The organism is Streptomyces sp. P9-A2 (assembly GCF_036634175.1).
In the GTDB taxonomy this organism is placed as follows: Bacteria; Actinomycetota; Actinomycetes; order Streptomycetales; family Streptomycetaceae; genus Streptomyces; species Streptomyces pratens.
The window spans coordinates 4518164-4542520 of record NZ_JAZIFX010000001.1 but is presented as its reverse complement, the minus strand read 5'-3'; the positions used below and the strand labels follow the sequence as shown (position 1 = coordinate 4542520).

Sequence of the window (24357 nt, the reverse complement as noted above, 5' to 3'; positions counted from 1 at the left end):
CTATTCAGCCGCTCGCAGGTCCAGGCCGATGTCCAGGACCGGCGAGGAGTGGGTGAGGGCGCCCACGGCGAGGTAGTCGACCCCCGTGTCGGCGTACGCCTTGGCGTTGTCGAGGGTGAGCCGGCCGGACGCCTCCAGGATGGCGCGGCCTGCGACGAGGGCCACCGCCTCCTCGCACTCGCCGGGGGTGAAGTTGTCCAGCAGGATCAGGTCGGCGCCCGCGTCCACGACCTCGCGGAGCTGGTGCAGGGTGTCGACCTCGACCTCGATCGGTACGTCGGGGAAGCGTTCCCGGACGGCCTGGAAAGCCTGGGCGACGCCCCCCGCGGCGATGACGTGGTTGTCCTTGACCAGGGCGGCGTCGGAGAGCGACATGCGGTGGTTGATCCCGCCGCCGCAGCGCACGGCGAACTTCTCCAGGGAGCGCAGGCCCGGGGTGGTCTTGCGAGTGTCGCGGACCCTGGCCTTCGTGCCGTCCAGGGCGTCGGCCCACGCGCGGGTGGCCGTCGCGATGCCCGAGAGGCGGCACAGGATGTTCAGGGCGCTGCGTTCCGCCGTGAGGAGGTCGCGGGTGCGGGTGGTGACGGAGAGGAGCTTGTCACCGGCTTCCACCCGGTCGCCGTCCTCCACGTGTCGTTCGACCTCGAACTCCGCCGTGCAGACCACCGAGACGACCGCCTCGGCGATCCTGAGGCCCGCCACGACGCCCGCTTCCCGCGCGGTGAAGTCGGCGGTGGCGACGGCGTCCTCGGGGATGGTCGCGACCGTCGTCACGTCCACGCCGTGGGCGAGGTCCTCCTGGATGGCGACGTTGGCGATGTCCTCGACCTCCACCGGGTCCAGACCGGCGTCGGTCAGGAGCTGGGCGAGCGCGGGGTCGAGGCCGCACTCCAGGTAGGTCTCGTCGTAGTTCTCGTCGCCGTCCGCGCCGCAGGCGCAGCCGTCGCCGCAGCCACCGGACGGGGCGAGGGGAAGGTCTGGGGTGCTCACTGCTGTCACTGCTCCTGGGGCCTGGTGCGGGAGGGTCGGGAGGCCTGGACGTCAGGGAAGTCCGACGTCGGGGAGGCCGGGGCATCGGGGAGGGTCGGGGCATCGGGGAGGGTCGGGGCATCGGGGAGGGTCGGGGGGAAGTCCGTGGTGCCGGTGGTGTGCGTCGCCAGCGTGCGGTCCGGATTCAGCCGTACGACGATGTGGCGGCGCCAGGCGGTGTCGTCGCGCTCGGGCCGGTCCTCGCGCCAGTGGCAGCCCCGGGTCTCCTCGCGCCGCAGCGCGGCGGCGACCAGGACACGGGCGACGCACAGGAGGTTGGTCGCCTCCCAGGTGTCGACTCCGGGCTCGGCTGTCTTGCCCTGCTCGGCGAGGGCGTCGCGGGCGTCGGCGTGCAGCCGCTGGAGCGCTTCGGCGGCCTGCTCGAGGGAGGCGGCGGAACGCAGGACACCGGCTCCCCCCGTCATGATCCGCTGGATGGTGAAACGGGCCTCCGCGGGGAGGAGGGGGTGCCCGGGGCGCTCGGCGGGCGGGAGGGGCTGCGGCGTACGCGCGTGGAGGGCGTTCCCGGTCCGGCTCCCGGCGATGTCGGCGGCGATGCGCTCGGCGTAGACCAGGCCCTCCAGGAGCGAGTTGGAGGCGAGCCGATTGGCTCCGTGCACACCGGTGCAGGCGACCTCCCCGCAGGCGTAGAGCCCGGGGACGGTGGTGCGGCCGTGGAAGTCGGTACGGACGCCGCCGGATGCGTAGTGGGCGGCGGGGGCGACCGGGACGGGCTCGGTGACCGGGTCGATGCCGTGGGCACGGCAGGCGGCGAGAATCGTCGGAAAGCGGTGCGCCCACATGTCGGCGCCGAAGTGCCGGGCGTCGAGGTACATGTGCTGGGCGTCCAGCTCCCGCATCCGGCGCATGATGCCCTTGGCGACGATGTCCCGCGGGGCGAGCTCGGCGAGCTCGTGCTGCCCCACCATGAAGCGCACGCCGTCGGCGTCGACCAGGTGGGCGCCCTCACCTCGGACCGCCTCGGAGACCAGGGGCTGCTGGCCCTCCGCGTCCGGGCCGAGGAACAGGACGGTCGGGTGGAACTGCACGAACTCGAGGTCGCTGACCTCGGCACCCGCGCGCAGGGCCAGTGCCACCCCGTCGCCGGTCGAGACGGAGGGATTCGTGGTCGCGCTGAACACCTGGCCCATGCCACCGGTCGCCAGCACCACCGCGGGGGCGTGCACGGCCCCCACGCCGTCGTGCTGGCCCTCCCCCATGACATGCAGGGTCACACCCGCGCTGCGCCCCTCGGCGTCCGTCAGCAGATCCAGGACGAGCGCGTTCTCGATCGTGCGCAGCCCCGCCCGTCGCCCGCCACCGCCCTCGCCCGGGAGCGCTTCGCCCTCGCCCCTCCCGGCGGTGCGGACGGCCTCCACCAGCGCGCGGGAGATCTCGGCACCGGTGGCGTCCCCGCCCGCGTGCGCGATGCGCCGGCGGTGGTGGCCGCCCTCGCGGGTGAGTTCCAGACCGCCCTCCTCGGACTCGTCGAAGTGGGCGCCGGTGGCGATGAGACGGCGTACCGCGTCGGGGCCCTCGGTGACGAGGATGCGGACCGCCTCCTCGTCACACAGCCCCGCGCCGGCGACCAGGGTGTCGTCCCGGTGCTGCTCGGGGGTGTCGCCGTCGCCGAGGGCAGCGGCGATGCCGCCCTGGGCCCAGCGGGTGGAGCCGTCGTCGAGCCGGGCCTTGGTGACGACGACGGTGGCCAGTCCGGCGGCCTCGCAGCGCAGCGCGGCGGTCAGTCCGGCCACGCCGGAGCCGACGACCACGACGTCCGCCTCGATGGACCACCCTGGCGCGGGAGCGTGCAGTCGTATGCCGGTGCTGGTCACGAGGCGGCTCCGAGGGTGCCGAAGGTCAGGGGGAGGTTGTCGATCAGGCGGGTCGTGCCGACCCGGGCGGCCACGACGAGCACGGCCTCGCCGGTGAAGTCGTCGCCGATCTCGGTGAAGTCCGCGGGGTCGACCAGGGCCAGGTAGTCCGGCGTGAGCGGCGGGGTGAGGCGGGCGGCCCCGTCGAGGACCTGGCGGGCGGCGGCGCGGACGGCCTCGGGCCCGCCCGCCGTGGCGACGGCGTGCGCGTCGGCCGCCGCGCGGGACTCCCCGAGCGCGTTCAGCGCCTCGACGCGCGCGTGTGTGGCGGGCACTTCGCGGGCCCGCGCGCGCAGCGCCTCCTGCGCGGCGTGCCGGTCCCGGCCGGCGAACAGGGCGCCGGACAGGGCGAGGGCGGTGCGCCGCTCAGCGGCGGAGAGATAGCGGTTGCGGCTGGAGAGGGCCAGTCCGTCGGGCTCGCGGACGGTGGGGACGCCGACGATGTCGACGCCGAAGTTCAGGTCGCGGACCATACGGCGGATCAGCGCGAGCTGCTGGGCGTCCTTCTGGCCGTACAGGGCGATGTCGGGGCGGGTGAGGTGCAGCAGCTTGGCGACGACGGTGAGCACACCGTCGAAGTGGCCGGGGCGGGCGGCCCCCTCCAGGCGTTCGCCCATGGGTCCGGCGCTGACGCGGACCTGGGGCTCGCCGCCCGGGTAGACCTCGTCGACCGACGGGGCGAGGACCACGTCGGCACCCGCCCGCCCGGCGAGCTCGAGGTCGGCGTCCAGGGTGCGCGGATACCGGTCGAGGTCCTCGCCCTCGCCGAACTGCAGCGGGTTGACGAAGACGGTGACCACGACCTCACCCCCGGTGCCCGCGAGGTCGCGCGCGGCGCGGATCAGGGTGGCGTGGCCCTCGTGCAGGGCGCCCATGGTCATCACGACGGCCCGGCGGCCCGTCCGCGCGCGTGCGTGCAGGTCGGCCGCGGTGCGCAGCAGGGTGGTGGTCATCGGGGGTCCCCTTCGCCTTCGCCGCCTTGATCGCCCTGGTCACCGGGGTCACCAGGGTTACCGGGGTCACCGGGTTTGCCCCGGCCGTCCCGGTTTCCTGGATCGCCCGGGCTCGTCGTCCCGTCGGCGAGTACCCCGAGGAGGTCCTCGGCGAGCTCCGGCTTCAGCAGGCCGTGGGCGAGGGCGCGGTCGGCGGTCGCGCGCGCCATCGCCAGATAGCCGGCGACGGTCTGCGGGGCGTGCCGGCGCAGCTCGGTGACATGGGCGGAGACGGTGCCGGCGTCACCGCGCGCGACGGGGCCGGTGAGGGCCGCGTCGCCGGAGCGCAGGGCATTGTCCAGGGCGGCGCCGAGCAGTGGGCCGAGCATCCGGTCGGGGGCCCCGACCCCGGCGGTACGCAGCAGCTCCAGGGACTGGGCGACCAGGGTGACCAGATGATTGGCGCCCAGGGCGAGGGCCGCGTGGTAGAGCGGGCGGTTCTCCTCGGCGATCCACTCCGGTTCGCCGCCCATCTCGATCACGAGGGCCTCGGCGGCCAGCCGCAGCTCCTCGGGCGCGGTGACGCCGAAGGAGCATCCGGCGAGCCGCTGCACGTCCACGGGCGTGCCGGTGAACGTCATCGCCGGGTGCAGGGCCAGCGGCAGCGCGCCGGCCCGCAGGGCGGGGTCCAGCACCTTCACGCCGTACCGCCCGGAGGTGTGCACGAGGAGCTGTCCCGGCCGTACCGCACCCGTCTCGGCGAGCCCGGCCACCAGCTCGGGCAACGCGTCGTCCGGAACGGTCAGCAGCACCAGTTCGGCCCGCTCCAGCACCTCGGCGGGCGTGACCACCGGCACGTCGGGGAGCAGCTGCTCGGCGCGCCTGAGGGAGGCGGCCGAGACGGCGGACACGGCCACCGGGCGGTGTCCGGCGAGCTGCAGGGACGCGGCCAGGGCCGGTCCGACGCGCCCGGCGCCGACCACACCGACACTGAGCCGCGCGGGGCGGTCCCTGGGATCTGGCTGTGGGCTTGTGTTCACGCGACGACGGCCTTCCCGTTCCAGTCCGCTCGGGGTACCGGACGATTTTTCGTCATGTTAACGCGAAACGCGGCCGGTTCCCCGGCACGCGGTGGTCCACAGGTTGTGGGTTCCGCGGGGAAAACCCGGTGCCCGCGCGCGTCCGTACGCGGGATGATCCCGGGCATGGGTGATACGGCGGAGAACGGCACCGCGGCACAGGACGGGAACGGACGGCGGAGCGGGGCGGACCAGGACCAGGACCAGGACCAGGACCAGGACCAGGGGCCGGACCAGGACCGAGCGCCGGACCAAGAGCCGGACCAAGAGCCGGATCAGGAGCCGGATCAGGAGCCGGATCAGGAACAGGGCCAAAAGCTCCGCGCGCGGCGGATCGCCGCCTGCCGCGGCGCCCCGCGCGCGCTCGCGCGCCTCGGCTTCCTCGGCCCTCTCCGGGAGCGGCTGGCCCTACTGGACGCGGCGGGGAGTGTGTACGACCTGGACGAGACGGCCGACCTCTACGGCAACGGCGTCGTCGAGGCGCTGGAGGAACGGGTCGCCGGACTCCTGGGCACCGAGGCCGCCGCGTTCTTCCCGACCGGGACGATGGCCCAGCAGGTGGCCCTGCGCTGCTGGGCGGGCCGTACCGGCAGCCCGGTGGTCGCGCTGCACGGGCTCAGCCACCCCGAGGTGCACGAACGGAACGCGTTCAGCCGGGTCAGCGGCCTGCGTCCGGTGCGGGTGACCGGCGAGCCCCGGATGCCGAGCGCCGCCGAGGTGCGGGACTTCGACGAGCCCTTCGGCGCGCTGATGCTGGAGCTCCCCCTGCGGGACGCCGGTTTCGTGCTGCCCACCTGGGAGGAACTGACCGAGGTGGTGGACGCCGCGCGGGAACGCGAGGCCGTGGTCCACTTCGACGGGGCCCGGCTGTGGGAGTGCACGGTGCACTTCGGCCGTCCGCTGGAGGAGATCGCCGCCCTGGCGGACAGCGTCTACGTGTCGTTCTACAAGTCCCTCGACGGCTTCGGCGGCGCGGCGCTCGCCGGTCCGGCGGTGTTGGTGGAGGAGGCCAAGGCCTGGCGGCACCGGTACGGAGGCAATGTCTTCCAGCAGTTCCCGACCGCCCTGGCGGCGCTGATCGGTCTGGAGCGCGAGCTGCCCCGGCTGCCCGAGTACGTCGCCCACGCGCGTGTGGTGGCCGCCGCCCTGCGCGAAGGGCTGGCGGAGGCCGGGGTGCCGTGGGCGCGCGTCCACCCCGAGGTGCCGCACACCCACGACTTCCAGGTGTGGCTGCCGTACGAGGCCGATGTCCTGGCCGAGACGGCCGTCCGGGCGGCCGAGGAGACGGGGGCCGCGCTGTTCGCCAACCACTGGGACCCCAAGGGGCCGGGTCTGGCCTTCACCGAGGTGTACGTGCGTGCGGCGGGCCTGGAGTGGACGGCCGACGACGTACGGGCCGCGGCCGCGGACTTCGTACGACGGCTGCCGGAAGCGTAGGAGTAGGCGAGGACGAGGACGAGGGCGAGGGCGAAGGCGAAGGCGAAGGCGAAGGCGCGCAGAGGCTCGGGGCGACGACCGGGCGCAGCGGCTCCCGATCGCCGCCCCTTCCCGCCCCGATTGACGACAGCCGTCAATCGGGGCGGCGCTGTCGGCGGCGGGGTGCACGATGAGGGCATGAGTGTGCGCATCGACATCACGGGGCTGTGGCCGACGGGGATGTCCCCCGCCCGGGCGGGGTCGAGCGCCTGGGGGCGGATCGCCGCCGTGCCGTCCCCGCTGGCCGAGCTCGGCATGGCGCTGCACGCGCTGTCCGAGCCGGCCCACCATCCAGGGCTCCAGAGCTGGGTGACCGGCGTGACCGCGCGCCTGGACCCGCACCTGGCGGACCGGATGTGCGAGGCCGACTTCCTGTGGCGTACGACGTTCTCGGACCTGTTCCTGGCATGCGCGGGCGTCCCCGGCGGCGCGCTTCCCGGCACGGACCTCGCCGAAGAACTGGAGCTGCTGGACAAACTGTCGGACGAGCAGTTCGTGGCCGCCGCGCTGGAGTTCACCTGCGCGTTCCCCTATGACAAGCCGGGCCCCGGCCCGCTCACCGACGCGAGGATGCGCCACCGGGCCCTGGAGCTGGCGGCGGCGCGAGGGCCCCGGCAGGTGCGGTTCGCGCAAGGGCTGCTGGCCGATCCGCCCCGGATCCGGGCCTGGCTGCGGGAGTTCCTCCAGGACTGCGACGAGGCGTTCTTCGCCGAGGCCTGGTCCCGGCTGCGCCATCAGCTCGCCGCCGACACCCGGCTCAAGACGGACCTGCTGCGGCACAAAGGGTTGGCCGAGGCACTGGCCGCGGTGTCCCCGGCGGTCACCGTCGACCTGGACGCCGGCCTGATCACGGTCGACAAACTCGGTGACGGCCGTACGGCCACGGCCGACGGCGGTCTGCTGCTGATCCCGACGAGCCTGGGCCGGCCGCACCTGGTGGTCCTGCACCGGTACGGCTGGCAGCCGGTGCTGCACTACCCGGTCGGCTCCCCCGAGCTCGCCGCGCCGCCGACGGTCGAGCAGCTGGCCCTGCGGATGACGGCGCTGTCCCACCCCGTCCGCATGCGGTTGTGCCGTCACCTCGCGCGCAGCGCTTACACCACCGGTGAGCTGGCCCAGGTGCACGGCATGACGGCTCCGGAGATATCCCGGCACCTGGGCGTTCTGAAGAAGGCGGGTCTGCTCACCACACGCCGCCGCGGCCGGTACGTACTGCACCAGCTGGACGTGACGGTCGTGGCCCGGCTCGGCAGCGACTTCCTGGAGGGCATTCTGCGCTGACGGCGGCCCCGGACACCGGCCGACCGGCCCGTGTACGACGGTGCCTCAGTCGAAGCGGATGTGCCGGATTCCGACGCCCGCCTGCCGCAGCCAAGTCCGCAGCGGGCCCTCGTGGTTGGGGCGCAGGGTCAGTCCGGCCAGGACGGCGATGCGGTCCGCCGTCTTCGGGACGGTCGTGTGGTCGGTCCACAGGTGCTCGGCGAACTCCGGCTCGGCCAGCCGCTCCAGGCAGTGGTCGAGCCGCCGCACGGCCCAGTTCTCCCGGCGCGGGACCGCGTTCTTCCCGCCGACGTACTTCAGGAGGCGCCCGAAGCCGCGCTCGCGCAGCCGCCGCAGCACCGTCCCGCGTTCGGCGAGAAGGGTGAAGTGGCGTACGTCGTGGCCGAGTTCCCGCAGACGCCCGACGGTCTCGGCGAAGTGGTCCGGGTCCGTGACCGTCATGGGTACGATCACGACGCCGTCGTGCCGGGTCAGCACCAGGTCGAGGACCTCGACAACCCCCTGCCGCCAGGAGGCCAGGTCCTGGAAGTCCCCCCGGAGCTGCGGCGGGAGCATCCGGTGCAGGCCGAAGCCCACATGCTCCGGATCGCAGATGACACTGCCCGGCAGACGGCGCCGCACCTCGTGCGCGGTCTGCGTCTTGCCGCCCCCGAAGGGACCGTTGATCCACAGGAGCATGCGCAGACCCTACCGACGCGCGGGCGTCCGGTCAGCCCCGTGCGCGAAGTCGGCTCTGCGGCGAGGTCAGCCCTGTCCGCCGGCCCGTACCAGTCCCGTCTCGTAGGCGAGGACCACCACCTGCACCCGGTCCCGCAGCCCCAGCTTGGTCAGGATGCGGCCCACGTGCGTCTTCACGGTCGCCTCCGACAGCACCAGACGGGCCGCGATCTCGCCGTTGGACAGGCCCTGCGCGACCAGCACCATGACCTCCCGCTCCCGCCCGGTGAGCCGCTCCAGTTCCTTGTGCTGGGGCTGCGCGGTGGTGCTCGGCAGCATGGGTGCGAAGCGGTCCAGGAGCCGGCGGGTGGTGGACGGGGCGACCACGGCGTCGCCGCTGTGCACCGCGCGGATCGCGGCGAGCAGTTCACCGGGCGGCACGTCCTTGAGCATGAAGCCGGAGGCGCCCGCCTTCAGCCCGGAGAAGGCGTACTCGTCGAGGTCGAACGTGGTCAGGATCAGCACCTTCGGCGGGTCGGTGTCCGCGCAGATCCGGCGGGTCGTCTCCACCCCGTCCAGCTTCGGCATCCGGACGTCCATGAGCACCACGTCGACGGCGGTGGACCGCAGCACCTGGAGGGCCTCCACGCCGTCGCCCGCCTCCGCCACGACCTCCATGTCCGGCTGGGCGGCGAGCACCATCCGGAATCCGGTGCGCAGCAGTACCTGGTCGTCGACGAGCATCACGCGGATCGCCATCGGGGCCTCTTCCCTCATCCAGAAGGTGTTACAGGTGTCAATAAAGGGCGTGCGCAAGCGTGGGGACGTCAAGCGGGTTTGAGGGGCAGCAGGACACTGATACGGAACCCTCCGCCCGGCCTCGGACCCGCGTCCAGGGTGCCGCCGACCATACCGACCCGCTCGCGCATCCCGATCAGACCGTGCCCCTGGCCGTCGAACCCGCCCTCCTCGTACAGCTCGTGCGGGGCGCCCTTGCCGTCGTCCTCGATGAGCAGGCCGAGACCGTCGTCGAAGTACACCAGGCGCACACCGGCGCCCGTGTTGGGCCCACCGTGCTTGCGGGTGTTGGTGAGCGCCTCCTGCACGATGCGGTACGCGGTGAGTTCGAGGCCGCTGGGCAGGGGACGCGGGGTGCCCTCGATCTTGAAGTCCACCGGCAGCCCGGATTCCCGGCACTGCTCGACGAGATCCTCGATCTGCCGTACGTCGGGCTGCGGCACGTACTCCCCGGCCTCCTGGTGCTCGCCGGTACGCAGCACGCCGAGCAGGCGGCGCATCTCGGCGAGCGCCTGCCGGCCGGTGGAGGAGATCGTCTCCAGGGCGTTCTTCGCCTGGTCGGGCGCCGTGTCGAGGACGTAGGCGGCGCCGTCCGCCTGCACCACCATCACCGACACGTTGTGCGCGACGACGTCGTGCAGTTCGCGCGCGATGCGGGCGCGCTCGGCGGCGACCGCGACCTTCGACTGCGCCTCGCGCTCCTTCTCGAGCCGCGCGGCGCGCTCCTCGAGCTGGGCGAAGTAGGCACGCCGGGTGCGCATGGAGTCGCCGAGCACCCAGGCGAGGACGAAGGGCACGGTCTGGAATATCACCATGGCGATGTTGCCCGCCACGCTCACGTCCTCGAACGGCCAGCGCGCCTGCGCCACCGGTGCCGCGCACAGTCCGGCGCCGAGCGCGAGCAGGGAGGCCCAGCGGGCGCCGACGGCGGCGACCGTGTAGACGATCACCAGCATGGCGAAGTCCGCGGGCAGGACCGCCACGTCGAGGACCACCTGGAGCAGGCCCACCACGAGGGCCAGCACCAGCATCCGCTCCGGCATCCGGCGGCGCAGCGCGACGACCAGGGAAAGCAGCAGCATGACCGGTACGGCCACGGCCGTCGGCGGGGTCCCGTGCCCCTCCTCGACGGGCGCTCCGCTGAACAACGAGATCCCGAACAGGACCACGGCCCAGAAGCCGTCGACCCATGCCGGGTGCCTGCGGAGAAAATCGTAGAAGCGCTGCACGTGACCCAGCGTAGGGAAGCGAAATGCGTGCAGGGGTCAACCGGAGGGCCGATCCCCGGTCCGCACGTGTACTCCGCAAGGTGGAGGTCCGGCACCTCCCCGGACGTAACCTGGGCCGATGACGACGGCGGCAGTGGCGACGGCGAGCCGGTGGCACCGGTGACATGGGCGGCGACGAGCGGGTGGCGCCGGTGACGGCGGGGGCGGGTGCGGAAGGCGGCCCGCGCGGGTGGCGGGCGGCGACCCGGGCGGCTCTGTACGGACCGGACGGGTTCTACCGCGGGCCGGAGGGCCCCGCCGGGCACTTCCGTACGTCGGTGCACGCCTCACCGCTGTTCGCGGGGGCCGTGGCGCGTCTGCTGTGCCGGGTCGACGAGACGCTGGGCCGGCCCGCGGTGCTCGACTTCGTGGACATGGCGGCGGGCCGGGGCGAACTGGCCGCCGGGGTGCTCGCCGCGCTGCCCGCCGACGTGGCGGGACGCACACGTGCGTACGCCGTCGAACTCGCCGGCCGTCCCGGCGGCCTCGACCGACGGGTCGAGTGGCGGGCCGAGCCCCCGGAGCGGATCACGGGGCTGCTGTTCGCCAACGAGTGGCTGGACAACGTGCCCCTGGAGGTCGCCGAGGCCGACCCGGCGGGCGTCCCCCGACTGGTCCTGGTGGACGACCACGGAACGGAACGGCTCGGACCGCCGGTCACCGGCCCGGAGGCGGAGTGGCTGGCACGGTGGTGGCCCCTCACGGGCGAGCGGCCCGTGACGGACGAGCGGCCCGTGACGGACGAGGGGCCCGTGACGGACGGCGGAGAGACCACGGAGGGGGAGGCCACTGCGGGAGCCACGAGCGGAGCGGGACTGCGGGCGGAGATCGGGCTGACCCGGGACCTGGCCTGGGCGTCGGCGGTCGGGACGCTCGCGCGAGGGCTCGCGGTCGCCGTGGACTACGCCCACACGGCGACCGCGCGCCCGCCGTTCGGGACGCTCACGGGTTTCCGGAAGGGGAGGGAGACCGCACCCGTACCGGACGGGTCGTGCGACATCACCGCGCACGTCGCCCTGGACGCCTGCGCGGCGGCCTGCGCACTGCCCGGCGCCCGCCTGCTCCCCCAGCGTGCCGCCCTGCGCGCCCTGGGCCTCACCGGCTCGCGCCCTCCGCTCACCCTCGCGTCCACCGACCCCGCCGGCTACGTACGGGCTCTGGCGGCCGCCTCGGAGGCCGCCGAGCTCGTCGCGCCGGGCGGGTTCGGCGGCTTCGGGTGGCTGCTGCAGCCGGTGGGGATCCCGGACGTGCTCGCGGACGCCGTCTGAGGCGGCTCCCCGCTTCCGCGTCCTGCCGCCCTGCTGCCATGCCGTCCTGCCGCCCTACTTGTCGATGTCGCCCACCACGAAGAACATCGACCCCAGGATCGCCACCATGTCCGAGACCAGAGTCCCCGGCAGCAGCTCGGTGAGCGCCTGGATGTTGTTGTACGACGCCGAGCGCAGCTTCAGCCGGTACGGCGTCTTCTCGCCCCTGCTGACCAGGTAGTACCCGTTGATGCCGAGCGGGTTCTCGGTCCACGCGTACGTGTGCCCCTCGGGCGCCTTGAGTACCTTCGGGAGCCGCTGGTTGACGGGGCCCGGGGGCAGGTCGGCGAGCCGGTCGAGGCATGCCTCGGCGAGGTCGAGGGAGTGGTACGTCTGCTCCAGGAGGCATTCGAAGCGGGCGAGGCAGTCGCCCTCCTCGCGGGTCACGACCTTCAGGACGTCCGCCAGTTCGCCGTACGCGAGATACGGCTCGTCGCGGCGCAGGTCGAGATCGACGCCCGAGGCGCGGGCGATCGGTCCGCTCACCCCGTACGCGTGCACGGCCGCCGGGGAGAGGACGCCGACACCGCGCGTGCGGCCGCGGAAGATCTCGTTGCCGAGCACCAGGTCGTCGAAGCGGTCCATGCGGGAGCGCACGTCGGCGACGGCACCGCGCGCGCGGGTGCTCCATCCCGCCGGAAGGTCCTCCTTGAGGCCGCCCACGCGGTTGAACATGTAGTGCATGCGCCCGCCGGAGACCTCCTCCATGACGTGCTGGAGCTCCTCGCGCTCGGTGAAGGCGTAGAACACCGGTGTGATGCCACCGAGTTCCAGCGGATAGGAACCGAGGAACATCAGGTGGTTGAGCACCCGGTTCAGCTCCGCGAGCAGCGTGCGCAGCCACACCGCGCGCTCGGGGACCTCCATGCCGAGCATCCGCTCCACGGCGAGGACCACGCCCAGTTCGTTGGAGAACGCCGACAGCCAGTCGTGGCGGTTGGCCAGCATGATGATCTGCCGGTAGTCCCGCGCCTCGAACAGCTTCTCCGCGCCCCGGTGCATATAGCCGATCACGGGCTCCGCGCTGGTGATGAGCTCGCCGTCCAGGACGAGCTTCAGCCGCAGCACGCCGTGCGTGGACGGATGCTGGGGCCCGATGTTGAGCACCATGTCGGTGCTCTCCGCGGCGCCGCCGATGCCGACCATGGTCTCCGTCGTAGGAGTCATGCACACAGTCTCCCCTACGTACGCTGGGGCCATGGATACGGGGAACCCGCACGACACGGGTACAGCGGGACCGGAACGGACCGCTGAGGCGACGGCGGCCACGGCGACCACCGGGACGACGACGGGACCGACGGCGAAACCGGCCGCGCCGACGGAGCCGGTGGGGCCGGAGGAGCCGGAGGTCCCCTCCGGCGCGCCGTCGGCCCCCGGCGACGAGCCGCAGTGGATCGCACTGCCACCGGGGCTGCTGAAGGTGCGCCGACTGATGCTGGTGGTGTGGCTGGGACTGCTCACTCTGGCCGCCGGACTGGTCCCGGGTCTGCTGGCCGGCCCCGGCTGGGCCGCGTTCGCCCTGCCGCCGCTGGCCCTGCTGGTCTGGGGCTGGGTGATGCTGGAGCGCAACTGGCGCTCCTGGCGGTACGCCGAGCGCTCCGACGACCTGCTGATCAGCCGGGGTGTCCTGTGGCGTGAGGAGACGGTCGTGCCGTACGGGCGGATGCAGTTGGTCGAGGTGACGTCCGGGCCCCTCGAACGGCACTTCGGGCTGGCCAGCGTGCAACTGCACACGGCGGCCGCGGCGTCCGACGCCACCATCCCCGGTCTCGTCCCGGCCGAGGCGGAACGACTGCGCGACCGGCTCACCGAGCTGGGCGAAGCCCGATCGGCGGGGTTGTGACCGCCTCACAGGCCTCCGAGGCCGTACGCGAGCGGCGGCCCGTGATCGAGCGCCGGCTGCACCCCGTCACGCCGCTCAGGCGGGCGTGGGCGCCCGTCGCGGTCATCATCGGGTGGGCGCTGCACGACCCGGACCAGGCACAGCGCCAGCTGACCCGGCTGACGACGACCACCCTGCTGATCGGGCTCGGTGTCCTCATCCCGGCCGCCGCCCTCTACGGCTTCCTGACCTGGTGGTTCACCCACTTCGCGGTGACCGACAGCGAACTGCGCATCCGCACCGGGCTGTTGTTCCGGCGTACCGCGCACATCCGGCTGGAGCGGATCCAGGCCATCGACGTCACCCAGCCGCTGCTCGCGCGGGTCGCGGGCGTGTCCAAGCTCAAGCTCGACGTCATCGGTACCGACAAGAAGGACGAGCTGGCCTTCCTGGGCGCCGACGACGCCCGCGCGCTGCGTGCCGAACTGCTCGCGCGGGCGGCCGGTTTCGCACCCGAGACGGCGCACGAGGTGGGTGAGGCCCCGTCCCGGCAGCTGCTGCGCGTGCCCCCCGGCGTCCTCGCCCTCTCCCTCGTGCTCACCGGCGCGACCTGGATCTGGCTGATCGTCGCCGCCGTCGCGCTGCCGCTGCTGTGGACGGCCACCCACAGCCTGTGGACGCTCCTCGCCGCCGCCGTCCCGATGGCCGGCGCGGTGGGCGCGAGCAGCGTCGGCCGGTTCGTCACCGAGTACGACTGGACCCTGGGCGAGTCGCCCGACGGGCTGCGGATCGACCACGGTCTCCTCGACCGGGTGCACGAGACGGTCCCGCCGGGGCGGGTGCAGACCGTGCGGATCGTGGAGCCGCTGCTGTGGCGGCGCCGGGGCTGGGTGCGGGTGGAGCTCGACGTGGCGGGCTCGTCCAACTCCCTGCTGCTGCCGGTCGCTCCGCGCGAGATCGCCGAATCCGTCGTCGCGCGGGTGCTGCCCGGCGTCGAAGTGCCGTCGCACGCGGAGCTCTCCCGGCCGCCGCGGCGCGCGCGGTGGTGCATGCCGGTGTGGTGGCGCGGCTACGGACTCGCCGTCACCGGCACCGTGTTCGCCGCGCGGCACGGCCGGCTGACCCGGACCGTCGCACTGGTGCCGCACGCCAAGGTGCAGAGCGTACGGCTGTCCCAGGGGCCCTGGGAGCGCGCCCGGGGCGTCGCGGACGTCCATGTGGACACCGGGGCCAACAAGTCCGTGACGGCCCGGCTCCGGGACGCAGGCGAGGCGGCGGAGCTGCTGCGGGCCCAGGCGGAACGGTCCCGGACCGGTCGCCGGGACGCCCGCCCGGACCGGTGGATGGCCTGACCCGGCCACCCGGCACCTGGCACCTGGCACCTGGCACCTGGCCGGACACGCGAACGGGGTCCCGCACGTCTCCCGTGCGGGACCCCGTTCGCGTCACCCCGTTCGCCGTGGGCGGGTCTGCCGTGTGCGCTCCCTGCCGTCAGGAGACCGCGCTGCGCAGTCCCTTCGTACCGGTCCCGGCCCCGGTCCCGGCCTCTGCCTCTTCGTCCGCCGGCTCCGGCTCGTCGTGCGCCGTCAGGTCGATGACCTGGCCGACGCCCCGCGCGTGGCCGGCCGGCTCGAACTCCGGATCGACCTCTGCCGTGTGCGGGGCAACCGTCTCCGCCGCGGCCACGTCGGCGCCCTCCGCCTCGTTCTGCGTACCGAAGAAGTCGAAGGTGCCGTCGGACACCGGGCGCCGCACGGGCTCGGTCGGTGGTGCCACCGCGACCGCGGTCGGCACGGTGAAGTGCCCGGCGGGCCGCCGCACGGAACTGCCGGGCGGGGCCGACGGGGCAGGCAGGACAGGCTGTGCGGACCGGGCCGGCTGCTCGGGCGTGGTGCCGGTGTCCGAGCCGGAGGAGGCGGTCGCGCGTCCGCGCTCGGTCATCGCCTCGGACCGCCCCTCCGCCTCGCCCTCCTGCGGCTGCTGCGGCTTCCTCGCCCTGAGGGGCTCGGGGTCGTCGTCCTCCGGGTCGTCGTCCTCCGGGTCGTCGTCCTCGGGGGCGCCGTCGCTCCGGGGGGACCCGACGGTGTTCCCGGGCAGGGTGTCCTCCCTCCTGGACGCGGAGTCACCGCCCTTCGCCGGGTGGCCGACCCGAGGGGTGCCGGCGTCGACCGGCGCGTCGTCGGCCGGCGTCTCCGCGGCCCCCGCATCGGTCACCTCGGTCGCGTCGGCCGCATCGGTGGCATCGGTGGCATCGGTGGCATCGGTGGCATCGGTGGCATCGGCCGCATCGGCCGCATCGGCCGCATCGGTGGCATCGGTGGCATCGGTGGCATCGGCCGCATCGGTGACGTCCCGCGCGGGGCGGTCGTCTCCCTCGTCGTCGCCGGCGAGCCGTGCCAGCGCCGAGTCGGCCCGCAGAAACAGTGTGGACCCCGCCGGCGAGAAGACCTGGGGAGCTTCCGGCTGCCCGGCCTCCTCCCCACCGTCCGCGGTTACCCCGGCCCCTGGGGCCTCGGACTCGGGGGCCTCGGACTCGGGCACGGTCGTCGTCCCGCCCTCGGTCCCGCCCTCGGTCCTTGCCGCCGGAACGGTCGCCTTGCCGTCGGGGGCGGCACCGGACTCGGCGGCCGACGGTCCCGCCGTCAACGCGCGGGCCGGAACCGTCGCCTCGATCTCGAGCACCCGGCGCTCCTCCAGGACCGTCGCCCGGCCTGTCTCCGCCGCGGCGTACCGCCTGAGCAGTGCCGCGTGCTCATTGCGCAGCGCGGCCAGCTCCGTGCGCTTGGCGCGCAGCCGGTGCTCCACCTTGAGGCGCAGCTCGCGCGACTCCTCGAGGTCGGACTCCAGTTCGGCGACCCGCTCCTCGAAACGCCACTCGTCACCGGCACGCGCGCGCGTGAGGTCGGCGACCTGCTTGCCGGCCTGGGCGTCCCAGTGCCGCATGACGACCGCACCGAGGATCGCCACGGCCGCCGCGGCAGCGGCCAGGAGGCGAAGCGTCATCGGTTGTGTGAACACCCAGGGCCCCAGGGCGCAGACGAGCGAGACGCCTGCGATCGCCGACGGGGGAAACATCCTGTGCAGGGGCGGGGAATGACGGTGACGTCCACGTGGCATGGCCAGAAACTTACCGCGCGTAGGCGAATGTTGGAGCCCCGCCCCGTAAAAACAAAGCCGTACCGAGGCTTTCACAGGGCATCGGGGAACTCCGCCGAACCGTGAATAGGCCCGCGCCTCAATTATCAAGATCGTTTTCCGGGCGGAAAGCCGGTTTCGTTACCCCCGGCCCCGCATCGGATCGGCTCCCGCGCCGGCAACGGTCCCGCCCCGCACCGCCCTTCCGGCGTCCGCGGATCCATTCGGGCTTCCGCCCGAAGAACCTACTCCCAGGTAAGGAAGGCGTACCCGAGGCGTACCCGAGTCACGTCCCAAGGCGCCCCATCCCGGCCCGCCGCTTTCCGGGGCGACCGACGAGATCCGGATACACCCGCCGGCCGTCCCACGCCCGCCGGAATACCGGGCCGCGGTCCGGCTCCGGCGCTCCGGGTCACGAGCTCCGCGGAGCCGGCTTCCGGCCGCGTCCCCCTGATCCAGGTGCTTCCCGGCCCCGTTCTGGGCCTACGCTGAACATATGAGCAACAGGAGCGGACACCTTCACGTCCCGGGCCTTCCCCACTGGGGCCGCTGCGCGGTCATGGGCGTCGTGAACGTGACGCCCGACTCCTTCTCCGACGGTGGCCGCTGGTTCGACACGACGACCGCCGTCAAGCACGGCCTCGACCTGGTCGCCCAGGGCGCCGACCTGATCGACGTCGGCGGCGAGTCCACCCGCCCCGGCGCCACGCGTGTCGACGAGGCCGAGGAACTCAAGCGCGTCATCCCCGTGGTCCGTGGGCTCGCCTCCGAGGGCGTCACGGTATCCGTCGACACCATGCGCGCCTCCGTCGCCGGGCGGTCCCTCGCGGCGGGCGCCGCGCTCGTCAACGACGTGAGCGGCGGTCTTTCCGACCCCGGCATGATCCCCGTGGTCGCCGACGCCGGCGCCCCCTTCGTCGTCATGCACTGGCGCGGCCTGCTGGAGGGCGACAACGTGAAAGGCACGTACGACGACGTCGTCACCGAGGTCGTCGACGAACTCCGCGCGCGCGTGGACGCCGTACTGGAGGGCGGCGTCGCCGCCGACCGCGTGATCGTCGACCCCGGGCTCGGCTTCTCCAAGGGAGCCGACCACGACCTCGCCCTCCTCGCCCGTCTCGACCGCCTCCGGGCGCTCGGCCACCCGCTGCTCGTGGCCGCGTCCCGCAAGAGGTTCCTCGGCCACGTCCTGGCCGGCCCCGACGGCGCGCCCCCGCCCGCCCGGGAGCGCGACGCGGCCACCGCCGCCGTCTCCGCCCTCGCCGCCCAGGGCGGCGCCTGGGCGGTCCGCGTGCACGAGGTGCGCGCCACCGCGGACGCCGTACGGGTCGCCCACGCCGTCGAGCGGGCACGCACCCCGGACGGCACGCCTCCCGTACCCGGCGCGCACGGTGCCGAGGGAGCCCGGTGAGCGCCCCGCACACCGATGTCGAGCAGGTCGAAGCCACCAACGCCGCCTTCTACGAGGCGCTCGAGCAGGGCGATTTCGAAGAGGTCGCGTCGCTCTGGCTGACCCCGGCCGACCTGGGCGTCGACGAGACCTACCACGACCCGGCGGACGCCGGCGTGATCTCCTGCGTGCACCCCGGCTGGCCGGTGCTCACGGGCCGCGGCGAGGTGCTCCGGTCGTACGCCCTGATCATGGCGAACACCGACTACATCCAGTTCTTCCTCACCGACGTGCATGTCTCCGTCACCGGCGACACCGCCGTCGTGACCTGCACCGAGAACATCCTCAGCGGCGGCCCCGCCCCGGAGGCCGGCGAGGAGCTCGGCCCCCTGCTCGGGCAGCTGGTCGTCGCCACCAACGTGTACCGGCGCACTCCCGCGGGCTGGAGGCTCTGGTCCCACCACGCCTCCCCCGTCCTCGCCGAGAACGACGAGACCGAGGACTCCGAGGCACCCGACGACGCCGAACCCCCCTCCTGAGCGGAACAGACCGACCGTCGGCCCGGACCGACCATCGCCCCGGACCGGCCCGACCACCGGGCCGGCCGGACCCGGCTGACCACAGGGCCCGGCCGGAGCCCGCCGTTCCCCTCCCCGACCGGGAAGGGATTGGCATCGCCCCCGTACGGGTAGGGGCCGCTACCTGTCCGTGAGCCCCAGGTCTTCCCGGGGAAAACGCACGGTGAGATCTCCCGGCACGGACCGGACCCGCCCACCTCGTGGTCCGCCCTGCCGGTACCCGCGGGTAAATTCGACCGAGGCAGGGGCGCCGTCCGCACACGGCACCGACCGGCCGCACCGACGACTTGCAGGAGTGGATTCGTGTGGATCGTGTCGCGTTGCACGGCCTGAGGGCCCGTGGGCACCACGGTGTGTTCCCCAAGGAACGCGAGGAGGGCCAGACCTTCATCGTGGACCTGGTCCTCGGCCTGGACATCCGGCCGGCCGCGGCCCACGACGATCTGACCAGGACCGTGCACTACGGCATCGTGGCGGAGGAGGTCGTGGCGGTCGTCCAGGGCGAGCCCGTCAACCTCATCGAGACGCTCGCCGAGCGCATCGCACAGGTCTGCCTCAAGCACGACGTGGTCCAGGAGGTCGAGGTCCGCGTCCACAAGCCGGACGCACCGATCACCGTGCCCTTCGACGACGTGACCGTCACCATCATCCGGAGCCGCGCATGACCAGGCCGTCCACCCAGGGCCATACCGACCCGACCGTCCAGCCCGTCCCCGCCTCCGTGGTCGAGCGGGTGGACGCCGCCGACACCACCCTGCACGACCCGAAGCGGGCCGTCGTCTCCCTGGGCGCCAACCTCGGCAACCGGCTGGAGACCCTCCAGGGGGCCGTCGACGCCCTGGAGGACACCCCCGGCATCCGGGTCAAGGCGGTGTCGCCCGTGTACGAGACGGAGCCGTGGGGCGTCGAGCCCGGCAGCCAGCCCTCGTACTTCAACGCGGTCGTGGTCCTGAGGACCACCCTGCCCCCGTCCTCCCTGCTGGAGCGGGCCCACGCGGTCGAGGAGGCCTTTCACCGGGTGCGCGCCGAGCGCTGGGGTCCGCGCACCCTGGACGTGGACATCGTCTCCTACGCGGACCTCCGCTCCGACGACCCGCGGCTGACCCTCCCCCACCCCCGCGCCCACGAACGCGCCTTCGTGCTGGTCCCCTGGCACGACGTCGACCCCGAGGCCGAACTCCCCGGACGCGGACCCGTCGCCGCCCTGCTGGGCACGGTCCCCCGGGAGGACGTCACGCCCCGCGACGACCTGGAACTCCGGCTGCCCGAGTAGCCGTTAAGGTCGACAGGACCGCATACCGGGGTACCGGGGAACCGAAGGGACACCGTGAGAGAGCTGCGCATCCGGGTGTTGGCCGGCGTCTTCGTCGTGGCCGGGATCCTGTCCTGGGCCGTCGCCCGCCTCTGGAACTCCCTCGGCACCCTGCCGAGCGTTCCGCTGGCGGCGCCCGTCGTCCTCGCCCTGATCGCCGTGGTCCTCACGGCCACGGCGCTGTCCCTGCGCGCCCGCCTCAGGGACCAGCGTGAACGCCGCCCCGGCGCCAAGGGCGTCGACCCGATGATGGCGGCCCGCGCGGTCGTCTTCGGCCAGGCCAGTGCCCTGGTCGCCGCCCTCGTCGCCGGGATGTACGGCGGCACCGGCGTCTTCCTCCTGGAGTCCCTCGACATCCCCGCCCGCCGCGACCAGGCCATCTACGCGGGGTCCTCGGTCGTGGCGGGCATCGCCGTCATAGCGGCGGCCCTCTTCCTGGAGCACGTCTGCAAACTCCCGGAGGACGAGGACGACAGCCCGGGGACAGCTCCGGCAATATGACAGTCACCGAGGCCGACGGACCAAGTGACCGTTGGCCAGGAAGCCCGGGCAGGGATCGAGGTGGTAGTCGTAGAGGATGAACGGCTTCGTCCCGGCTGCCGGACGACGCCGGATCTCGTTCACCCCGGCCCAGGTCGACTCGTTCGGTTCCAAGGGGTGGCGCTCGGGCACAAATGTTCCTCGCACCTGCCATCGGTCAGTGATGACCAACTGGGAAGAAGACCCCTTGGGTCTTGGTGTGAACCTCGCACCGATGATCTGGGCCAGTTCCACGAGGAACGGCACATTCGAACTGATCACAGTGCGCCCGTCCCACTTCTTGTGGCGAAACCCGTCTCCCTCGGCATAGCCGTCCAGAAAGCCCACGAACGTGTCGATGTCCCGGAGAACCACTCTCGGAAAGCGTTGCCGCATGTGATGCGGGTCCCCGCCCACGTACTGCCGCATGGTGTCCGCGAGGTACGACGACACAACCCGTACGCGAAAACCGGGCACGTCGCGCCTGAGATACCCGGAGGGTCGGGTCACCGGTTCCAGTCGAGCGGCCGGCCCGGTCGCCTTGGTCGGACAACCGGCGTAACGCGCGGCAAAATCCTCCTCGTTGACCACGAGGGACACGTAGTTCCTGCCCACCGTCCCGTCAGCACACGTGGCTCCGACGAAGTACCCGAACTCGTAACAGGGCCGGATGGCCAGCCGCTCCCGACACAGCTTCCGCGCGTAGGACCACGCAAGCATGGCCCCCTTGGCGTCTTTCGCCCGAATCCACCCCTCGGCCGTGCCCAGCATCTGCTCCGGTGCCACCGTGAACGTCACCCGATCGGTCACCACATCCACGACCTCACGGGCTTTGACAGCCGTCACCTCCACGACCGTCGTCTGCACCGTACGCGTCCCGTCCAGGCTCCAGAGCTTCGAGCCCACCTCGACATTCCTGGCCTGTCGGCACCCGCCGACGACGCTCACCAGTTGCTTGCCGGGCAACCCGTACCCCACCGCGATCCCCCCCTTGACCAGCGATAAACCTCACCGATCAGGGATGATATCGGGCACCGCCGACAATCGGGTCAACGTGCCAGTATCAGGCTCATTGCCTCGGCCCGGGATGTGGAGTCCCGAAGCTGCCCACGCACCGCCGAGGTCGTGGTCTTCGCGCCGGGCTTGCGAATGCCGCGCACAGACATGCACATGTGTTCGGCCTCAATCACGACGATCACGCCACGAGCTTCGAGAATCCGCATGAGGGAATCGGCGATCTGCGTAGTGAGTCGTTCCTGCACCTGCAGACGACGGGCGAACACCTCGACCAGCCGCGCCAGCTTCGACAGACCGGTGATCTTGCCGGACTCCGCCGGGATGTAGCCGACATGCGCAACACCGTGAAACGGCAGCATGTGATGTTCACAGAGACTGACGATCTCAATGTCCTTCACCAGAACCATCTCATCATGCCCCAGGTCGAACGTCGTCGTCAGAACGTCCTCGGGCTCCTGCCGAAGACCCGCCAGGAGCTCCTTGTACGCCCGCGCCACCCGGGCCGGCGTCGCCTGCAGGCCCTCCCGGTCCGGGTCCTCGCCGACCGCGATCAGCAGTTCGCGTACGGCGTTCTCGGCACGCTTCTCATCGAACTCGCCGATGGTGGCCTCGCCGTCCAGCGTCACGGGGTCGGTCATGTGATGCCTCGTTCCTGTGCCTGCGCGCGTGTCGGACCTGACCGCACGTGCTCTCAACTGCGGATACACAAAAGAACCGCGCCCCCCAGGCTAGAACCTGGGGGGCGCGGCATCCATTCCGGGCCCGGTGGGGCCGCCGGGAGAGCCGGTCAGCTCTCGGGGCGGTCCTCCGGAGCCGGCTCGCGCACCGGCTCGGGCTCCGCGACGGTGCTCTTCACGGTCGAGATGGCCGGCGTCGCGCCGTTCGTCCCGTTCGTCAGTGCCAGCTCCTTGGGGGAGAGCACCGGCGGGCGGGTGGACGGCGTACGGCGGGAGGATCCGGTCCAGGCGGGCCTGGCCGGGCGCTTGACGATCGACGCGAAGACCTCGGCGATCTCCTCCTTGCCCAGCGTCTCCCGCTCGAGGAGCGCGAGGACGAGGTTGTCGAGGACGTCCCGGTTCTCGACCAGGATCTCCCACGCCTCGTTGTGCGCGGTCTCGATGAGCTTCTTGACCTCTTCGTCGACCAGCGCGGCGATCTCTTCCGAGTAGTCGCGCTGGTGACCCATCTCACGCCCGAGGAACGGCTCGGTGTTGTCGCCGCCGAACTTGATCGCGCCGAGACGCTCGGTCATGCCGTACTGCGTGACCATCGCGCGGGCCAGGCCGGTGGCCTTCTCGATGTCGTTGGCCGCACCGGTGGTCGGGTCGTGGAAGACGAGCTCCTCGGCCGCGCGGCCGCCCAGCATGTAGGCCAGCTGGTCCAGCATCTCGTTGCGCGTGGTGGAGTACTTGTCCTCGTCCGGCAGCACCATCGTGTACCCGAGGGCACGGCCTCTCGACAGGATCGTGATCTTGTGGACGGGGTCGGCGTTCGGGGAGGCCGCCGCGACCAGGGCGTGTCCGCCCTCGTGGTACGCGGTGATCTTCTTCTCCTTGTCCGACATGATCCGGCTCCGCTTCTGCGGGCCCGCGACCACTCGGTCGATCGCCTCGTCCAGCATGTGGTTGTCGATCAGCTTCTGATCGCTGCGCGCGGTCAGGAGCGCGGCCTCGTTCAGCACGTTGGCCAGGTCGGCACCGGTCATGCCGGGGGTGCGGCGGGCGACGGCCGACAGGTCGACGTCCGGAGCGACCGGCTTGCCCTTCTGGTGGACCTTGAGGATCTCCAGCCTGCCCTGCATGTCCGGGCGGTCGACCGCGATCTGACGGTCGAAGCGGCCGGGACGCAGCAGCGCCGGGTCGAGGATGTCGGGCCGGTTCGTGGCGGCGATGAGGATCACGCCGCCCTTCACGTCGAAGCCGTCCATCTCGACGAGGAGCTGGTTCAGGGTCTGCTCCCGCTCGTCGTGACCACCGCCGAGGCCGGCGCCGCGATGGCGGCCGACCGCGTCGATCTCGTCGACGAAGACGATCGCCGGAGCGTTGGCCTTGGCCTGCTCGAACAGGTCACGGACCCGGGAGGCACCGACACCGACGAACATCTCGACGAAGTCGGACCCGGAGATCGAGTAGAAGGGAACGCCGGCCTCGCCCGCGACGGCGCGCGCGAGCAGGGTCTTGCCGGTGCCGGGCGGACCGTACAGCAGCACGCCCTTGGGAATCTTCGCCCCGACTGCCTGGAACTTCGCGGGCTCCTGCAGGAACTCCTTGATCTCGTGGAGTTCCTCGACCGCCTCGTGCGATCCGGCGACGTCGGAGAACGTCGTCTTCGGCGTGTCCTTGGTGATGAGTTTCGCCTTGGACTTGCCGAACTGCATGACGCGGGAGCCGCCGCCCTGCATCTGGTTCATCAGGAACAGGAAGACCACGACGATGAGGACGAAGGGCAGCAGCGACAGCAGAATGCTGACGAAGGGGTTCTGCTTCGACGGCGAGACCGTGTAGCCCTTCGGGATCTGCTCGTTCTGGTACTTGTCCTGCAGCGTGTTGGCAATGGTGACGCCCTGGTCACCGATGTAGCTCGCCTGGATCTTCGAGCTGTCCTTGACCTTTTCGCCGTCCTTGAGCTCGACCTTGATGATCTGCTCGTCGCCGGTGGTCAGCTTGGCCGACTTGACTTTGTTCTCGTTGATCGCCTGGACGACCTGGCCGGTGTCCACCGTCTTGTAGCCGCCGGACGAGCCGACGACATTCATCAACACGACCACGGCGAGGACGGCCAGCACGATCCACATGACCGGCCCACGGAAGTATCGCTTCACGTCCATCCATACGGAGCGGTGTCGCCCCGTCCCTCCTGCCATAGTGAGTTTGATAAAGACTG

The 24357-nt window shown here is 72.3% G+C and carries 22 protein-coding genes; 10 read left to right on the top strand and 12 right to left on the bottom strand.

From position 1 onward, the window contains the following. Genes nadC through V4Y04_RS20665 form a run of 4 tightly spaced genes read right to left on the bottom strand, consistent with a single transcriptional unit; the run spans nucleotide 1 to nucleotide 4875 of the window. Nucleotides 1-990, bottom strand: a complete 990-nt coding sequence (gene nadC, locus V4Y04_RS20680) for a carboxylating nicotinate-nucleotide diphosphorylase (protein ID WP_332429675.1) — start codon at nucleotides 988-990, stop codon at nucleotides 1-3. Between the two features lie 5 nt (nucleotides 991-995). Continuing rightward, nucleotides 996-2864, bottom strand: coding sequence for an L-aspartate oxidase (locus V4Y04_RS20675; RefSeq protein WP_332429674.1), 1869 nt, complete (start codon nucleotides 2862-2864; stop codon nucleotides 996-998). Further along, on the bottom strand, nucleotides 2861-3856 hold the full coding sequence (gene panC / locus V4Y04_RS20670; RefSeq protein WP_332429673.1) for a pantoate--beta-alanine ligase: 996 nt from the start codon (nucleotides 3854-3856) through the stop codon (nucleotides 2861-2863). Before panC ends, V4Y04_RS20675 begins: the two co-directional genes overlap by 4 nt. After that, nucleotides 3853-4875 carry a Rossmann-like and DUF2520 domain-containing protein gene (locus tag V4Y04_RS20665; RefSeq protein ID WP_332429672.1) on the bottom strand — a complete coding sequence of 341 codons (1023 nt, stop codon included), beginning with the start codon at nucleotides 4873-4875 and terminating at the stop codon, nucleotides 3853-3855. The genes panC and V4Y04_RS20665 overlap by 4 nt, the downstream gene beginning before the upstream one ends. A 165-nt stretch (nucleotides 4876-5040) precedes the next feature. On the opposite strand from V4Y04_RS20665, the gene V4Y04_RS20660 reads away from it, so the two are divergent. Both V4Y04_RS20660 and V4Y04_RS20655 read left to right on the top strand, forming a co-directional pair. Then, nucleotides 5041-6351, top strand: coding sequence for a threonine aldolase family protein (locus V4Y04_RS20660; RefSeq protein WP_332429671.1), 1311 nt, complete (start codon nucleotides 5041-5043; stop codon nucleotides 6349-6351). Nucleotides 6352-6528: 177 nt separating this feature from the next. Next, entirely contained in the window at nucleotides 6529-7671 is a 1143-nt protein-coding gene (locus tag V4Y04_RS20655; RefSeq protein WP_332429670.1) for a DUF5937 family protein, read from the top strand. A 45-nt stretch (nucleotides 7672-7716) separates the two neighbouring features. On the opposite strand, the gene V4Y04_RS20650 is transcribed toward V4Y04_RS20655, so the two are convergent. The 3 genes from V4Y04_RS20650 to V4Y04_RS20640 all read right to left on the bottom strand — a co-directional run bounded on the left by V4Y04_RS20650 (nucleotide 7717) and on the right by V4Y04_RS20640 (nucleotide 10355). After that, complete coding sequence (locus tag V4Y04_RS20650; protein ID WP_332429669.1) at nucleotides 7717-8349, bottom strand: AAA family ATPase; 633 nt, start codon at nucleotides 8347-8349, stop codon at nucleotides 7717-7719. A gap of 66 nt (nucleotides 8350-8415) precedes the next feature. Then, nucleotides 8416-9087 carry a response regulator transcription factor gene (locus V4Y04_RS20645; RefSeq protein WP_332432934.1) on the bottom strand — a complete coding sequence of 224 codons (672 nt, stop codon included), beginning with the start codon at nucleotides 9085-9087 and terminating at the stop codon, nucleotides 8416-8418. A 68-nt stretch (nucleotides 9088-9155) separates the two neighbouring features. Next, nucleotides 9156-10355, bottom strand: coding sequence for a sensor histidine kinase (locus tag V4Y04_RS20640; RefSeq protein WP_332429668.1), 1200 nt, complete (start codon nucleotides 10353-10355; stop codon nucleotides 9156-9158). A gap of 164 nt (nucleotides 10356-10519) precedes the next feature. On the opposite strand from V4Y04_RS20640, the gene V4Y04_RS20635 reads away from it, so the two are divergent. Continuing rightward, a complete protein-coding gene (locus V4Y04_RS20635) occupies nucleotides 10520-11662 on the top strand; it encodes an SAM-dependent methyltransferase (RefSeq protein WP_332429667.1) in 1143 nt (380 codons plus the stop codon). A gap of 54 nt (nucleotides 11663-11716) precedes the next feature. On the opposite strand, the gene V4Y04_RS20630 is transcribed toward V4Y04_RS20635, so the two are convergent. Then, nucleotides 11717-12868, bottom strand: coding sequence for an NADH-quinone oxidoreductase subunit D (locus V4Y04_RS20630; protein ID WP_332429666.1), 1152 nt, complete (start codon nucleotides 12866-12868; stop codon nucleotides 11717-11719). Nucleotides 12869-13133: 265 nt separating this feature from the next. Here V4Y04_RS20630 and V4Y04_RS20625 point away from each other — a divergent pair, with 265 nt between their 5' ends. Together V4Y04_RS20625 and V4Y04_RS20620 are read left to right on the top strand one after the other, a co-directional pair. Further along, entirely contained in the window at nucleotides 13134-13544 is a 411-nt protein-coding gene (locus V4Y04_RS20625; RefSeq protein WP_332432933.1) for a PH domain-containing protein, read from the top strand. Then, nucleotides 13541-14875, top strand: a complete 1335-nt coding sequence (locus tag V4Y04_RS20620; RefSeq protein ID WP_332429665.1) for a PH domain-containing protein — start codon at nucleotides 13541-13543, stop codon at nucleotides 14873-14875. Before V4Y04_RS20625 ends, V4Y04_RS20620 begins: the two co-directional genes overlap by 4 nt. A 139-nt stretch (nucleotides 14876-15014) precedes the next feature. Here V4Y04_RS20620 and V4Y04_RS20615 read toward each other — a convergent pair whose 3' ends face one another. Next, nucleotides 15015-16640 carry a hypothetical protein gene (locus V4Y04_RS20615; protein WP_443080052.1) on the bottom strand — a complete coding sequence of 542 codons (1626 nt, stop codon included), beginning with the start codon at nucleotides 16638-16640 and terminating at the stop codon, nucleotides 15015-15017. A gap of 514 nt (nucleotides 16641-17154) precedes the next feature. Here V4Y04_RS20615 and folP point away from each other — a divergent pair. The 5 genes from folP to V4Y04_RS20590 all read left to right on the top strand — a co-directional run bounded on the left by folP (nucleotide 17155) and on the right by V4Y04_RS20590 (nucleotide 20439). Then, nucleotides 17155-18069, top strand: coding sequence for a dihydropteroate synthase (gene folP / locus V4Y04_RS20610; protein WP_332429663.1), 915 nt, complete (start codon nucleotides 17155-17157; stop codon nucleotides 18067-18069). Next, nucleotides 18066-18587, top strand: coding sequence for a nuclear transport factor 2 family protein (locus tag V4Y04_RS20605; RefSeq protein ID WP_332429662.1), 522 nt, complete (start codon nucleotides 18066-18068; stop codon nucleotides 18585-18587). Before folP ends, V4Y04_RS20605 begins: the two co-directional genes overlap by 4 nt. A gap of 344 nt (nucleotides 18588-18931) precedes the next feature. Further along, on the top strand, nucleotides 18932-19291 hold the full coding sequence (gene folB, locus V4Y04_RS20600; RefSeq protein WP_332429661.1) for a dihydroneopterin aldolase: 360 nt from the start codon (nucleotides 18932-18934) through the stop codon (nucleotides 19289-19291). Further along, complete coding sequence (folK, locus tag V4Y04_RS20595) at nucleotides 19288-19899, top strand: 2-amino-4-hydroxy-6-hydroxymethyldihydropteridine diphosphokinase (RefSeq protein WP_332429660.1); 612 nt, start codon at nucleotides 19288-19290, stop codon at nucleotides 19897-19899. Before folB ends, folK begins: the two co-directional genes overlap by 4 nt. Before the next feature lie 54 nt (nucleotides 19900-19953). Further along, the gene (locus tag V4Y04_RS20590; protein WP_332429659.1) at nucleotides 19954-20439 is read left to right on the top strand and encodes a DUF3180 domain-containing protein; all 486 of its coding nucleotides are present in this window, start codon (nucleotides 19954-19956) and stop codon (nucleotides 20437-20439) included. 3 nt (nucleotides 20440-20442) lie between these two features. On the opposite strand, the gene V4Y04_RS20585 is transcribed toward V4Y04_RS20590, so the two are convergent. The 3 genes from V4Y04_RS20585 to ftsH all read right to left on the bottom strand — a co-directional run bounded on the left by V4Y04_RS20585 (nucleotide 20443) and on the right by ftsH (nucleotide 24301). Beyond that, the gene (locus V4Y04_RS20585; RefSeq protein ID WP_332429658.1) at nucleotides 20443-21324 is read right to left on the bottom strand and encodes a hypothetical protein; all 882 of its coding nucleotides are present in this window, start codon (nucleotides 21322-21324) and stop codon (nucleotides 20443-20445) included. Nucleotides 21325-21506: 182 nt separating this feature from the next. Next, complete coding sequence (gene folE / locus V4Y04_RS20580) at nucleotides 21507-22112, bottom strand: GTP cyclohydrolase I FolE (RefSeq protein ID WP_332429657.1); 606 nt, start codon at nucleotides 22110-22112, stop codon at nucleotides 21507-21509. Nucleotides 22113-22261: 149 nt separating this feature from the next. Further along, on the bottom strand, nucleotides 22262-24301 hold the full coding sequence (ftsH, locus tag V4Y04_RS20575; RefSeq protein ID WP_332429656.1) for an ATP-dependent zinc metalloprotease FtsH: 2040 nt from the start codon (nucleotides 24299-24301) through the stop codon (nucleotides 22262-22264). Nucleotides 24302-24357 lie beyond the last annotated feature (56 nt).